This is a genomic window from Streptomyces sp. NPDC050619, from assembly GCF_040654815.1.
Classification (GTDB): Bacteria; Actinomycetota; Actinomycetes; order Streptomycetales; family Streptomycetaceae; genus Streptomyces.
Map to the genome: position 1 here is coordinate 1 of NZ_JBFAIR010000013.1, position 14,225 is coordinate 14,225.

The window sequence follows — 14,225 nt, forward strand, 5'->3', positions numbered from 1 at the left end:
CGGGGGCAGGAGTGGCGGGACCGGATCACCGCCAACCGGGCGGTGGCCTACCGCATCCACCACGACACAGCACGCGGCCGCTGGTACCTCACCGCATCCTGGCAGCGCGCCGCCGCCCCGGTCCTGCCGCTGGAGACGGCCCTGGCCCGGGGTGTGGTGGGGGTGGACATGAACGACGACCACCTTGCCGCCTGGTACCTGGACGTGCACGGCAACCCGGTCGGCGAGCCACGACGCTACTTCTACGACCTGACCGGCAGCGCCGAGCACCGGGATGCGCAGATCCGGCACGCGCTAACCCGGCTGCTGCACCACACCCGCCGGTGCGGCGCCGCCGCGATCGCCATCGAGGACCTCGACTTCGCGACGGAGAAGGGCCGGGAGAAGCACGGCCGCAACAAGCGGTTCCGGCGCCTCATCTCCCGTTTCCCGACCGCGAAGCTGAAGGCCCGGTTGGTGTCGATGGCCGCCGAACAGGACATCGCCGTTGTCGCGGTCGACCCCGCCTACACCAGCCGCTGGGGCGCCCAGCACTGGCAGAAACCACTGACCAACCCACGACGTAAGACCACCCGGCACGATGCGGCGAGCATCGCGATCGGGCGACGCGCCCTCGGACATCCGATCCGGCGACGGACGACACCGCCCCACGACGACCAGAGCGATCGTCATGGGCATCGGACCGTCCAGGCCCGACCGGACACCCGCAGGCGTGAGGAAACCCGCCCCCACCTTCCCGGACCGCGCACCGGATGCGCGCCACCGGGCCGTGGAGCGAAAGCGGGCGACCAGGGTGCCCAACACCGTTCGGGACACCCGGCTGAGCACGGGTTCTGGCAACAGGACTCACTCCCGCTCAGTCTTTAGGAACGGTGGTGGAGGCAGTATCCGCCCACCCCGATCGCGGCGATCCCGGTGACCAGCAGGGTGGCCATGAACCTGATGTTCCACGTGCGCTCACGGCGTTCGTGGTCGGGGTCGGCGGTGAGGAGGGACGGGTCGGCGGGCGCGTAACGGAGGGGGATGTCGCGGCCGAGGGACCCGGCGATGTTCCGGATGCCCTCCGCGCACAGCGCGGTGACCTCGACGCCCTCGTGGGTGGTGAAGGCGACGACGGAAGCATGGCTGACGTGCTCGCCGCCTTCGTCGGAGTAGACGTCCCTGGTGACGGCGACCACGCGCCCCTGGACGGTGACGCCCTCGGCCAGTTGAGCGGCGCGGGCGCGGGCGTACTCGCCGTCCCGGCTCAGCGCGACGACGAGGAGCAGCAGGCCACCGACGCAGATCAGCCCCCACTGCCAGCCCCACGCGAAGAACGACTGGACGACCAGTCCCAACACCAGCAGGATCACCATGCAGTTCGGCCCGCCGAGTCCGGAGGTCCGCCCCTCGCTGTCCAGCAGGAGAGTGAACCGCTCCGGCCGCCGCCGCGGAAACCGGACCGGGAACTCCTGCCCCACCCAGGCCACTTGCACCCGGTCGCCACGCTTGTTCTCGTGCCGCAGCCTGAACTCCCGCCCGGTGCCGGGGTCCTGGTACACGATCGTCACCGGTATCCCGTGCTTCCCCGACTCACCGTGTCCCGGCGGATCCACCTCCACGACCCGAGCCGTCACCCACACCGCCCGCTGCGGCCGGGTCAGCCCGGCCAGCGAACACACGTAACCCACCAACGCCAGCCCCGCGGGCACCGTCCACCACAGCCCGAGCATCTTCTGCAGGTCCATGCGGCGAGGCTCTCGCTGCCGGGACTCCTACCGATCCCAGGTTCGGGCCGGGCCGGCCATCTCTCTCGATCCGGCCGGCCGACGCGAGGCAACAGCTCATCACAGCACCGATCGCTCTGGGCCCGGGTCATGCGAACCGGCGCATCAATCGCGAACTCCACGGCTCCCGACCTGGGATCGGTAGGTGCCGCCGGCCCCCTACCGTCCTGCAACGGCGTGTGCTCCGGCAGAGCTTGGCGGCCGTCATCGAGTTGAACTCACGGCCCGCGATCGTCGTGTACGCCGAGTCGCCCAGCCTGCCGAGGCGATGGCGGTGCCGAAGTAGTGGCCGCTCTGCGCCGCCGCGGCGCCGAGCGTGTTCTCGGCGGCGTGTGCGGCCGGCGGCGCGACCAGTGCGGATACCGCACCGAGGACGCCGACGACCAGCGCCGACAGCAGGCCGCGGAGCCCATGACTGTGCCTCCAAGGTAGACATGTTTGTGGACAGATCAGCGACAGGCCTTGACCAGAGAGACCCACATTCCTAGCTTGTGGCGTCAAAGCTTCCGGGAATCCTTCGAAACATTTCGAGATGGAGTGCCCTCTGATGTGGTTTCGCCACCCGTCCCCGGTCCGTCTGAGACGCTTACTCGCCGTCCTTGCGCCCCTGCTGCTCATGGCTACCTTCCTCGGTGCCCAGCCCGCCGGCGCGGCGACCATAGACCCCAACGCCTCGTATGTGCTGGTCAACCGCAACAGCGGCAAGGCCCTGGATGTCTACAACATGGCGACCGACGACGGCGCCCGCATCACCCAGTGGACCAGGAACGATCAGAACCAGCAGCAGTGGCAGTTCGTCGATTCCGGAGGCGGCTATTACCGCATCAAGTCCCGCCACTCGGGCAAGGTGCTGGACGTCCACAACTGGTCCACCTCGAACGGCGGCTCGATCGTCCAGTGGTCCGACCTGAACGCCACCAACCAGCAGTGGCGGCTGGCCGACAGCTCGGATGGCTACGTGAGGCTCATCTCGCGCCACAGCAACAAGGCCCTCGAAGTACAAGGCGCCGCCACCGCCGACAACGCGAACATCGTCCAGTACGACGACTGGAGCGGCACCAACCAGCAGTGGAAGCTCGTCAAGGTCGGCAGCGACACCCCCGGCACGTGCGATCTTCCGTCGACCTACCGCTGGACATCAACGGGCGCGCTGGCACAGCCCAAGCCGGGGTGGGTCTCGCTCAAGGACTTCACCGTCGCCCCCTACAACGGCAGGCAACTCGTCTACGCGACGACGCACGACACGGGGACGAGTTGGGGTTCGATGAACTTCGGCCTGTTCACCAATTGGTCGGAGATGGCCTCGGCCGGCCAGAACACGATGTCGGCTTCCACCGTCGCGCCCACGCTCTTCTACTTCGCGCCGAAGAACATCTGGGTGCTCGCCTACCAGTGGGGCGGGACCGCCTTCTCCTACCGGACGTCGAGCGACCCGACCAACCCGAATGGCTGGTCATCCCAGCAGGTGCTCTCCACCGCCAGCATCGGCGACTCCGGGACAGGACCCATCGACCAGACACTCATCGGTGACGGGACGAACATGTACCTGTTCTTCGCCGGTGACAACGGCAAGATCTACCGGGCCAGTATGCCGATCGGGAACTTCCCGGGAAGTTTCGGCTCGACCGCGACAGTGGTCATGAGCGATACGACGAACAACCTGTTCGAAGCCCCGCAGGTCTACAAGCTGCAGGGCCAGAACCGCTACCTCATGATCGTCGAGGCGATCGGCTCGCAGGGCCGCTACTTCCGCTCGTTCACCGCCACCAGTCTGAACGGCTCATGGACACCCCAGGCCGCGACCGAGAGCAACCCCTTCGCCGGCAAGGCCAACAGCGCCGCCACCTGGACCAACGACATCAGCCATGGCGAACTGCTCCGCACCAGCGCCGATCAGACCATGACCGTCGATCCCTGCAATCTGCAGATGCTCTACCAGGGGCGCAGCCCCAACTCCGGCGGCGACTACGGCCTCCTGCCCTACCGTCCGGGTCTGCTGACACTGCGGCGCTGACGGCGTGACACGAGTCCGGCTCCGGTAACAAGTCCGGGGAGGACAGTGGCCTCCCCGGTCCGCACCGATGCCGGAGTCCTGCCTTCCCGCACAGAACCCTTCGCCCCAAGGGGCCTTGCTCATGAACGCCGGTCCGGCCGGCCCGAGGGCGACCGGATACAGTGCGCGAGACGGCAGCATGATCAGGGAGGGGAAGCGTGACCGACACCAGCAACACCCGACCCGCCGACAGCGAGGTGCAAGCTCCACGGCAAAGCGGACTGCACCGCCTGATGCGCTACATCCCCCTGATCGCCCCCGTCCTGCTGTGGGCCGTGCCGTACTGGGTGCTCCTGCACACCGGCCAGCACTGGCCGCTGCCCGTCACACTCGCCGGCACCGCCCTGTTCGCCCTCGGCCTCGTCGGCATGCCGCTCGCGATGATGCGCGGCCACGGCCGGCGCCAGCAGGACCGGGCGGCGATCGTCGGTGACACCCTGCTGGGCACCAGCTGGGTCCTGTTCACCTGGTCCGTTCTACTCGGGGTCCTGCTACGGCTCGCCCTGACCGTGGCCGGCGTCGGCGAGGGCGAGGACCGGGCCCGAATCGTCACTTGGGCCGTCCTCGGCATAACCGCCGTACTGCTCGCCTGGGGGTACGCCGAGGCCCGCCGCGTGCCGCGCGTGCGCCGACTCGACGTGCAACTCCCGCGGCTGGGTGCAGGGTTGGACGGCATCCGCGTCGTCCTCATCACCGACACCCACTACGGCCCACTCGATCGCGCTCGCTGGTCGGCGCGGGTGTGCGAGACGGTGAACACGCTGGAAGCCGACCTGGTCTGCCACACCGGCGACATCGCGGACGGCACGGCCGAACGCCGCCGCGCCCAGGCCGCCCCGCTCGCTACCGTGCGGGCCACCCGGGCCCGGGTCTACGTCACCGGCAACCACGAGTACTACAGCGAGGCCCAGGGCTGGGTCGACCTGATGGACGAGCTGGGCTGGGAGCCGCTGCGCAACCGCCATCTGCTGCTCGAACGCGGAGGCGACACCCTCGTGGTCGCCGGCGTGGATGACGTCACCGCCGAGTCCTCCGGCCTGGCAGGCCACCGCGCCCACCTCGCCGGAGCCTTGAACGGCGCCGACCCCGACCTACCCGTCCTGCTCTTGGCACACCAGCCCAAGTTCGTCGACCGCGCGGCAGCCGACGGCATCGACCTCCAACTCTCCGGCCACACCCACGGCGGCCAGATCTGGCCCTTCCACCACCTGGTCCGCATCGACCAGCCCGCCCTCGCCGGCCTGAGCCACCACGGCACCCGCACCCTCCTCTACACCAGCCGCGGCACCGGCTTCTGGGGCCCGCCGTTCCGCGTCTTCGCCCCCAGCGAGATCACCCTGCTCGTGCTCCGCTCCCCGCACCTGCCCACCTCGCCGTAGCACCGGGCGAACGGGCGGTACCGGCGACTAGGCTGATCATCCGTTCGAACGGGTGAGGGGGAGCATGATCGACGTTGACGGGTATCTGGCCGTGCTGGGGGTGGACCGGCCGACGGCCCCGACCGCCGAAGCGCTGCGAGCACTGCACCGGGCGCAGGTGGAACGGGTCGCCTACGAGACCCTCGACAACCAACTGGGACGGCCGACGGGCATCGGCGCCGCGGAATCCGTGGCCCGGATCCTGCGCGGGCGCGGCGGCTACTGCTTCCACCTCAACGGGGCCTTCGCCGCGCTGCTGACGGCCCTCGGCTACGACGTGACCCTGCACCGGGCCGGGGTGCAGGACGAGGTCGAGGACCCCGAGGGCCCGGGCGGCGACCATCTCGCGCTCACCGTGGGGCTCGACGGCGAGCGGTGGCTGGTCGACACCGGGCTCGCCGGTGGAATGTACGAGCCACTGCCGCTGCGCGAAGGCACCTACACCCAGGGGCCGTTCACCTACGCGATGGCCCCGTCGGTGGTGGTGCCCGGCGGCTGGCGGTTCACCCATGACCCCCGCGGCGCCTTCACGGCGATGGCCTTCGCGCCGGAGCCCGTGGAGCTGTCCTCCTTCGCCGCGGAGCACCACCGGCTGTCCACCTCCCCCGAGTCCGGATTCGTCCGGGTCCTCCAAGCCCAGCTCCGCGACGCCAAGGGCGTGGACATGCTGCGCGGTTGTGTGCTGCGCCGGATCGACGCCGAAGGAACGTACGAGCGGACCGTCGACTCGGCCGACGACTGGTACGACGTACTGGCCGACGTGTTCCATCTGAACCTGACCGACGTCGACGCCCCCGCGCGGGCGGCGCTGTGGCACCGCGTCCGCACCGCGCACCAGGAGCGGGAGGCGGCGGGGCAGCGTGCGACAACGCTCTGACGGGACGGCCGGAGGTGCGGGACGAACGGGACGAACTCGCCAGGGCCGAACGCGTTCTTGAGCGGGTGAGCGACCAGTTCGTCGACGAACGCGCCTCGGCCGGGCAGGTGGGCGGGCAGGCGGTCATGCTGGTCTCGCACCGCGCGTAAGGCGTGGAGGAGGCCACGCTCCCGCCGGACTACCAGCGGTCCTCGCAGCTGTACGGCAGGCTGCCGGACCGGTCATGGCCCGGCAGGTCGGCGAAGTACTGGGGGTGGAGGTCAGCGTGCGACCAAGCTGGAACCGCTGCGCGGGAGCTGGTCAGACTGGCCGACCGCGGCCGGCTGCGGAAGCTTCCCGACGGCCGGTTCACCACCCGCCTGTGACCAGGCACGCCGCCACCCGGAGCGGGGCGACGCAGGCGTAACCTCCTGCCGCCCGGACGGATCCAAGAATCCGGCAGGCGGCCGAGCCAGTCCGGGTGATGGCGAGCCGCATGACTCGCACCCGAAGCCTCCCGAAGCCATGACGGAGGTGCACACTTCTCGTATTTGTGGTTACGATGTATCCGTAAAGCGGTCGCCGCCCGACTTCCCACCTCGGTCGTGAGCGTCCGGATCACAGGTCCGGAGCGGTGCGGAACCGCAGTTCGATCTCTTGAGCCGTGGAGGCAACCATGAAGGCAGCAGTCGTGACGACAGCGGGCGGTACCGTGCCCGAGTACCTGGACTTCCCCGAGCCCGAGGTCGGCCAGGGACAGCAGATCGTCAGCCTGGTCGCGAGCGCGATCCACCCCGTCGTACGCGCCAAGGCATCCGGCGAGCACTACAGCAGCACCGGGCAGTTCCCGCTGGTACCGGGCGTGGACGCGGTGGCCCGCACCGCAGACGGCACATTGGTGTACACCGGCGACGTCGAGGAGCCCTGGGGTACGTTCGCCGAGCGGATGGCGGTCACCATGGCCCTCCCGCTGCCCGAGGGGACCGATCCCGTCGCCGTGGCAGCGGGAGTGAACCCGGGCATGTCGTCCTGGATGCCGCTCACCACCCACGCGGACGAACACGGCACGCCGGACACCGTGATGATCCTCGGGGTGACCGGAGCGGCCGGCGGTCTCGCCGTGCAGAACGCCCGAGCACTCGGCGTGCGGCGCGTCATCGGCGTGGGCCGCGGCATGGACGACCTCAAGCGCGTGGCCGGCCTCGGCGCCGAGACCGTCGAAATCGTCGGCGCCAAGGACGCGGACGCGGCGGCCATCGGTGCGGCCCTCGACGGCAGGGCGCCCGACCTCGTTCTGGACTTCCTGTGGGGGCGTGCGGCCGAGTCCGCCTTCCAGGCGCTGGCGGACGCTCCCGGCACGGGCGCCACCAGCTACGTGGAGATCGGCTCCGCGGCCGGCGAACAGGCCGCCGTGCCCGCCTCGCTGCTGCGCAGCCGTCCCTTCCGACTCAGCGGCAGTGGGATCGGCTCATTCGACATGCGCCGCTACATCGGCCAGGTCGCCGCCTACGTACGGCTCATCGCCGACGGCAAGGTGAAGGTGGACGCCCACGCCTACCCGCTCTCCCGGATCACCGACGCGTGGACGGACCCCGCAGGCCCCCGCCCCGTCCTGATCGCCGACTGATCGGCCACCTCAGCCTCCCCAGCCTCCCAGCGACCTGTCCTCGATCCGCGCCATCGGCTGCACCGGCTCCGCGCTGCCCGCCTCCGCCTACCCCTGGGTCCGCGACCACGTGGGCGAACGCGTCCAGCTCGCCTCCAGCACCGGTGGCACGGACGTCGCCTCCGGCTTCGCCGGGAGCGCCCCCACCACGCCCGGCTGGGCCGGGGAACTGTCCGCGCCTCATCTGGGCGTGGCCCTGGCGGCATACGACGCCGACGGATGCCCGGTGGTCGACCAGATCGGCGAGCTGGTCATCACCCGGCCCATGCCGTCCATGCCGCTGTACTTCTGGAACGACCCCGACGGGACCCGCTTCCGCGACGCCTACTTCGGCTCGTACCCGGGTGTGTGGCGCCACGGCGACTGGATCACGCTCACCGGACATGGCTCGTTGATCGTGCACGGCCGCTCCGACTCCACGCTCAACCGCAACGGCGTACGCCTGGGCAGCGCCGACGTCCACGACGTCGTCGAACAACTCCCTCAGATCACCGAGGCCCTGGTCATCGGCGCCGAGGAACCGGACGGCGGCTACTGGATGCCCCTGTTCGTGGTCCCCGCGGCCGGAGTGAAACTGGACGAGGCGCTGCGCGAGACGATCCGCCACGCCATCCGCACCGGCGCCTCACCCCGGCACGTGCCCGACGAGATCCTCGAAGTCCCGGGCATCCCCCACACCGGCACCGGCAAGAAACTCGAAGTCCCCGTCAAACGCCTCCTCCAGGGCACCCCCGCCGACCAGGCCGTCGACCCCGCGGCCGTCGACAGCCCCGACCTCCTCGCGTACTTCACCCGCCTGGGCGGCGAACGCCGGGCGGCGAGAAACAAATGACCAGGTACTGGGCGTCCGGCGTACTGCGTTGGCAGCGTCGCGCAGGCTCAGCGGCGTTCACTTCCGGCATCCCACGCCCGGCGGCCCGGCGGACTGTTCGCGCCTGGCCTGTTCCAGGCCGTCGAGGAGCAGGTCCAGGCCGAACCGGAACTCCTCCTGAAGCGGTACGGAGGTCAGCTCGTCGGTCGCGGCCGTCGTGGCGGGGTACTCCGCCGGGTCGAGAGACAGGTAGTAGTCCCGCAGGTGCGCCTGGTCCTCGGGCCGCGGGGTGCCCGGGCCGTGCTGCTGAATGGCGAAGCCGATCACATAGTGGCCGATGGCCGTGAAAGCGCGGGCAGCCAGGCCGACCGAGAATCCATGGCTCAGGAACAGTGCGATGAGCCGTTCCCTGCCGCGAAGGCCGTTGGGGCCGACGGGCACTTGAGCGGCCAGCAAGGGCACCGCTCTGGGGTGCCGGCACAGGACGTCGTACAAAGCGGCCGCGGTGGCGGTCACGGCTTCGCGCCAGGACCGGCCGACCACCTCCTCGGGGTCTACGCGGACCTCGCCCAGCATTCTGTCGGCGACGACTGCGAGGAGTTCGTCCTTGCCGTCGAAATGCCGGTAGAGCGTCGCCGTGCCCGATTCCAGGGCATCGGCGAGCATGCGCAGGGTCAGTGCCTGGATCCCGACTTCGTCGATCAGTTTCAGGGCGGTGTCGACGATCCGCCCGACGTCCATCGGGGGACGCCCGCGCCGGTACGCGGGGGCCGGTGGCCGGCTCGCCCACCAGGCAGGACTGCCCGGTACCGGCGGCATCTCCGAAGCCATGAAGCGATCATCCTCTCCGCCGGACTCGCTGACCCCTGTTCCGGGACTCCGGAACTCCGGAACTCCGGAACAAGGTTTTCGGTGCCATTGTATCCGTTACGGGGTGGGCGCCGGGCGGCATCGGAAAGCGGTCCAGGCGCCCCGGGACGGGGCGGCGAGCAGGTCGAAGCCCGCGGTCGTGAGCAGGTCGCGCCACTGGGCGGCGGTACGTTCACGGCCCCCGGTGATCAGCAACATGTCCAGGTCGACCACGGCCGCGAGGTCCGGCGAGCTCGCGCCGACCACCCGTTCCAGGACGAACAGCCGCCGCTCGGGGTCGTCTCCCATCGCCTGCCGCACGGCACGCAACACCTGGACCGCCTCGGCGTCGGGGAGCTCGTGCAGCACCTGCTTGAGCAGATGGGCCTGCGCGTCCCGGGGCAGGGTCGCGGTGTCCGCCGCAACGGTCCCGGAGCAGTGCGGGTGTTCGCGCAGCAGCGCCTGGAGGAACAGGCCGTCGCCCCGCAGTTCGGCCACCCGGGAGAATGGGGTCAGGTCGATCAGCGAGGTCAGGTAACCCAGGTCACCCCGGTGGGTGGTGGCCACGGCCCGGGCGACGCGTCCGGCGGCGTCGGCATCGGTACGCAGGTGCTCGTGGTAGGGGCGTCCGAAGATCTTCGCGAAGGACGGCTCTCCCGTCCGCAAGGTCTCCAGGATGTCCCGGTACGGCAGCCAGGTGAGGTCGTCGCCGTACAGCAGCACCAGGTCACGTCGCGACTCGGGCACGTCCGAGCGCAGCAGTTCGGCGGCCGGGGTGAGGGTGAAGCGCCCGTCCGGCCGCTGGGCGAAGACGCCGAGCGCGGCGGCGGCCCGCAGCACCCGGGCCAGCGCGTCCGCGTCGGCGCCGACGGCCTCGGCCAGCCCGGCCGCCTCGCGGGGGCCGTCGGCCAGGTGGTCGGCGACACCGAGCCGGGTCAGCGCCCAGATCGCGCGGCTGACCGAGCCGACCACCGAGAAGAACATCAGCTGGTGGCCGGGGGACATCCCGGGCAGCGCCCCCGGCGAGAACTGTCGCTGTCCGCCGGTCCCTTGGGGCTTGTCGGGTGTGTCCGTCATGTTCGCTCTCCCGTCCTCCATGGTCGTTCTCCCGTCCTCGTGTCGTGGACCGCGGGGGCCGCGCGTCCTCGCTCCCCGGCCGTTTCATTCGGTCCGGTTGCCGGTGCCTCGGCCGACCCGGTAGGGGGTGGTGACGTTCTCGTACGACAGGTGCGTCATCATCCCCAGCACGGCGTGGTCGCCGATGTGGCAGTGGTCCATCCAGATGCCGGGGTTGTCGGCGCGGAAGGCGACCTCCCAGACCTCACCGACGCGGACGTTCACCGTGTCCAGCCACACGGGGCTGCCGGTCACCGGGCGGCCGTTCCTGCTCAGCACCAGGACGTGGTGTCCGTGCAGGTGCATGGGGTGGTCGAAGTGGCTGCGGTTGGCGAACCGCAGCCGTACCAGGTCGCCCTCGCGCACCGTCAGGTGCGGGACGTCGGGGAACGCCTTTCCGTTGACCGTCCAGGTGACCTGGAATGTGCCGTCGTAGAAGCCGATCTCGTTGTCGAACACCATCGACTGGGTGCGGGTGAAGCGGCTGCCGGGCCCGAAGGGCGTGGTGGCGGGCGTGCCGTACGTCGTCGGGTCGAACTCCCGGGAGGGGATGTCCGGGGTGACTTCGCCGCGCCCGTCCGCGCTGATCAGCAGACCCCGGCCGCGGGCGCCGACGAAGTCCCGCACCTCGGTGAGCCGCACCGGACGGTCCGGCATGACGAACTCCACGTCGTAGCGGGCGCCCACGCCCAGGGCCAGCTTCTGACCGCTGACCGGGGTCGGCCCGTGCACGGCGTTGCCGTCGAGGGCGGTGACCCGGAAGGAGGTCCCGGTGAGCGAGAACTCGTGGGTGAGGCGGTCGGAGTTGAGCAGGCGCAGCCGTACCAGGCTGCCCGGTGCGGCGCGACGGCGTTCCAGCCGGTCGGCGAGGCCCAGGGCGGGCACGGTGTCGGCGTCCTGTGTGTCCCGTGTGTCCCATGAGTGCATGGCGAGGAACCAGTCGTGGTCCACCGGGCGGGGCTTCGGCGGGTCGATGATCAGCGCGCCGAAGAGTCCCTTCATCTGCTGGACCGAGGTCTGCTGGTGGGAGTGGTACCAGTGGGTCCCGGACTCCTGCGGGCGGAAGCGGTAGACGTGGGTGCCCCCGGGGCGGACCGCGTTCTGGGTGACGCCGGGGACACCGTCCTCGGCGTTGGGCACGTCCACACCGTGCCAGTGCACGGCGAGGTTCGCGCCGCGCAGTTCGTTCCGTACGGTGACCTCGACCAGTTCGCCCTGACGCATCCGCAGTTCCGGTCCCGGGACCTGGCCGTTGAACGCCCACGCCCGGACGGTGCGGCCGGAGGCGAGCCGGACCGTCTTCTCCTTGGCGACCAGGGTGAACCGGCGGTCGGGGCGCTCGTCGCGCGGCCCGGTCAGCGCGGTGACGGAGGTCGTGCCGCCGGCGGTGGCCACGGACTTTCCGTGGTGCCCCCCGGCCGTGACATCCGAGGGCGCCATGCTCATGCTGGCGGGCAGTCGGCTGCTCGCGGCGGCCAGCGTGGCCAGCCCGGTGCCGGCGACCGCGACGGCGGTCACGACGGCCACCGCGCGCAGGGCTCGTACCGGGACGGAACGCCGCGAGCGTGGCCCGGACCGGGCGGCCAGCCATCTGCGGGTCTGCCAGAACCAGGCCAGGGCCGCGAGCAGCACGACCGCCGAGTGGATCAGCAGCGCCGGCCTGAGCAGCGGTGGGGCCACCACCGTGACCAGTGCCGTCCACAGCCCGAGGAACGCGCCGACGGCGGCCACCTGCACGGGCACGACGGCCGTCGGCGAGAAGGCTGCCGTTCGTGTCTCCAGGGACGGCCGGCGCGCCCAGTCCAGCAAGCGCGGCACCGTGCAGAGGAGCGCCGCCAGGGCCGGCAGGACCAGCGGCGGCAGCGCCACCGCGACCCGGTCGATGACGAACAGCATGCTCTCCCGTCCCATGAGCACGACGGTGGTGATCCTGCCGAGGACGAGCAGCGTGCCGAGCCCGAGCAGGGTCAGCAACGTCACCGCCCGGGCCCGCCCGCGCCGCGCGGTTTGCCGCACCGGCCATCGGCCGACGCACACCGCGGCCGCTGTCCAGACGAGGACGTTGAGCCCGGCGGCCTGCATATCGGCATTGAGCAACATCTCGAACACGGTCGGGTCCTCCGGGAGCGGGGCGGGAGTCGCGCGGCGGTGGGCCGCGGGGTCACGGGCAGTCGGCGCGCGGGCCCGTCAGCTCCGCACGGTCCGCCACACCAGCCATCGGCCGACCCACACCGCAGCCCCTGTCCACATGAGGACGCTGAGCCCGGCCGCCTGCACATCGGCATTGAGCAACATCTCGAACACGATCGGGTCCTCCGGGAGCGGTGCAGGAGTCGCGCGGCGGTGGGCCGCAGAGTCACAGGCAACCGGCACACGGGCCCGTCAGTTCCGGGACGTGGCCCTCCAGCCACAGGCGGCCCGCGGCGGTCAGCGCGGTGCGCCGGTCCCGGTCGGGCGGTCCCGGCCGGGCCGGGAGGAGGGATACGACGGCGCTGTCACCGGACCGGACGGCCGGGTGCTGGCGGGCGATGGTGGTCAGGCCCTGGCCGGGGCCGGCCTCCAGGAGGAGGTGGCGTCCGCTGCCGAGCAGCGCGTCGAGCGTCGGCCAGAACAGCACGGGGTCCGCCAGCTGCCGGGCCCAGAAATCCGGCCGGGCCGCGTGTGCGGCATCGAGCGCCGCGCCGGTGTACGCCGAGTACAGCGGCCAGGCCGGTGCGCCGGGCCGTACGGCGGCCACCAGCGGGCGGGCCCGTTCGGCGGCCCGGTCCATGACGGGGCTGTGGAACGCCTGCCGCGCGGCTGCCCGGCGGCAGGTGAAGCCGGCGGCGCGGAGCTTCTCCTGGACCTCGCGCAGCTGCGGATCGGGACCGGCCAGCAACGTCTGGCGGGGCGCGTTGACGGCCGCGACCGCCACCTGGCCGCCGGTCGGCAGGTATCCCTCCAGTTCGTCGGCGGGCGCGGCGACGGCGAGCATGCCGCCCGGCCCGGTGGCCACGGCGGCGTCGATCCGGTCGCCCAGCACCCGTACGGCGTCCGGCAGGGTGAACACTCCGGCGATGGTGGCGGCCACCAGTTCGCCGACGCTGTGCCCGAGGAGCGCGGTCGGCACGACACCCCAGCCGAGCACCATGCGGCCCAGCGCGTATCCGACGCCGAAGAGCAGGGGCTGGGCCCGGGTGGCGTCGTCCAGGGGCGCGTCGGGGTCACCGGACAGCCATTCGTCGCGCAGCCGGTGTCCCTCGCGCCCGAACGCCGCGAAGACCTGGTCGAGGGCCTGGGTGAACAGTGGCTCGTAGCCGTACAGCCCGGCGGCCATCGACCGGTGCTGCGCGCCCTGACCGGGGAAGAGCAGTGCCACGGGCCGCTGTTGGGGCCTGCGGTGCCGCGGCTGCTCGGCCAGTTCCTGTACGGCCTCGTCGACACTGTCCGCGACGACGGCGCCGCGTACGGGGTCCAGGCCCCGGCGGCGACGGGCGAGCCGGACCGCGCGCGGCAGCCGGTCCGGCTCGTCGTCCAGGGTCAGATACCGGCGCAGGGCGTGCCGCCGGCGACTTTCGCGTTCCTCGTCCGACGCCGACCACAGCAGCAGGTACGGGGCCTTGGGCGTGGGTTCCACAGCGCTCACCTCCGGGCTCGACCGAACGAAGCCTGGGCATGACCACTCGAAAACCCGTGGAGTCGCCCTGAAAC

Annotated in this window: 10 protein-coding genes and 3 pseudogenes; 7 read left to right on the forward strand and 6 right to left on the reverse strand. The window is 71.2% G+C overall.

Annotated features, from left to right (window positions below; all coding sequences use genetic code 11):
• Positions 1–867, forward strand: a pseudogene (locus tag AB0I77_RS21725) (IS200/IS605 family accessory protein TnpB-related protein); the annotation flags it as partial.
• On the opposite strand, the gene AB0I77_RS21730 reads toward AB0I77_RS21725, so the two are convergent.
• Both AB0I77_RS21730 and AB0I77_RS21735 read right to left on the reverse strand, forming a co-directional pair.
• Positions 864–1,727 (reverse strand): DUF3592 domain-containing protein, encoded by an 864-nt coding sequence (locus tag AB0I77_RS21730; RefSeq protein ID WP_363284287.1) that lies wholly within the window; start codon positions 1,725–1,727, stop codon positions 864–866. The pseudogene AB0I77_RS21725 and the gene AB0I77_RS21730 overlap by 4 nt on opposite strands.
• 238 nt (positions 1,728–1,965) lie before the next feature.
• Positions 1,966–2,216: pseudogene (locus tag AB0I77_RS21735) on the reverse strand (hypothetical protein); the annotation flags it as partial.
• Positions 2,217–2,313: 97 nt separating this feature from the next.
• Here AB0I77_RS21735 and AB0I77_RS21740 point away from each other — a divergent pair.
• The 6 genes and pseudogenes from AB0I77_RS21740 to AB0I77_RS21765 form a co-directional block, all read left to right on the forward strand.
• A complete protein-coding gene (locus tag AB0I77_RS21740) occupies positions 2,314–3,780 on the forward strand; it encodes a non-reducing end alpha-L-arabinofuranosidase family hydrolase (protein WP_363284289.1) in 1,467 nt (488 codons plus the stop codon).
• Positions 3,781–3,977: 197 nt separating this feature from the next.
• Positions 3,978–5,198: a metallophosphoesterase gene (locus AB0I77_RS21745; protein ID WP_363284290.1), complete on the forward strand. Its 1,221-nt coding sequence runs from the start codon at positions 3,978–3,980 to the stop codon at positions 5,196–5,198.
• Between the two features lie 64 nt (positions 5,199–5,262).
• Positions 5,263–6,114: an arylamine N-acetyltransferase gene (locus AB0I77_RS21750; protein ID WP_363284291.1), complete on the forward strand. Its 852-nt coding sequence runs from the start codon at positions 5,263–5,265 to the stop codon at positions 6,112–6,114.
• Positions 6,115–6,128: 14 nt separating this feature from the next.
• Entirely contained in the window at positions 6,129–6,263 is a 135-nt protein-coding gene (locus AB0I77_RS21755) for a hypothetical protein (protein ID WP_363284292.1), read from the forward strand.
• A gap of 506 nt (positions 6,264–6,769) precedes the next feature.
• A complete protein-coding gene (locus tag AB0I77_RS21760; RefSeq protein ID WP_363284293.1) occupies positions 6,770–7,720 on the forward strand; it encodes a zinc-binding alcohol dehydrogenase family protein in 951 nt (316 codons plus the stop codon).
• Between the two features lie 31 nt (positions 7,721–7,751).
• A pseudogene (locus AB0I77_RS21765) lies at positions 7,752–8,591 on the forward strand (acetoacetate--CoA ligase); the annotation flags it as partial.
• 57 nt (positions 8,592–8,648) lie between these two features.
• Here AB0I77_RS21765 and AB0I77_RS21770 read toward each other — a convergent pair.
• The 4 genes from AB0I77_RS21770 to AB0I77_RS21785 all read right to left on the reverse strand — a co-directional run bounded on the left by AB0I77_RS21770 (position 8,649) and on the right by AB0I77_RS21785 (position 14,151).
• Positions 8,649–9,401 carry a TetR/AcrR family transcriptional regulator gene (locus AB0I77_RS21770; protein WP_363284294.1) on the reverse strand — a complete coding sequence of 251 codons (753 nt, stop codon included), beginning with the start codon at positions 9,399–9,401 and terminating at the stop codon, positions 8,649–8,651.
• 96 nt (positions 9,402–9,497) lie between these two features.
• Positions 9,498–10,496, reverse strand: coding sequence for a methyltransferase (locus tag AB0I77_RS21775; RefSeq protein WP_363284295.1), 999 nt, complete (start codon positions 10,494–10,496; stop codon positions 9,498–9,500).
• A gap of 84 nt (positions 10,497–10,580) precedes the next feature.
• Positions 10,581–12,635 (reverse strand): multicopper oxidase family protein, encoded by a 2,055-nt coding sequence (locus tag AB0I77_RS21780; RefSeq protein WP_363284528.1) that lies wholly within the window; start codon positions 12,633–12,635, stop codon positions 10,581–10,583.
• A 256-nt stretch (positions 12,636–12,891) separates the two neighbouring features.
• Positions 12,892–14,151: an acyltransferase domain-containing protein gene (locus AB0I77_RS21785; protein ID WP_363284296.1), complete on the reverse strand. Its 1,260-nt coding sequence runs from the start codon at positions 14,149–14,151 to the stop codon at positions 12,892–12,894.
• Positions 14,152–14,225: the final 74 nt, after the last annotated feature.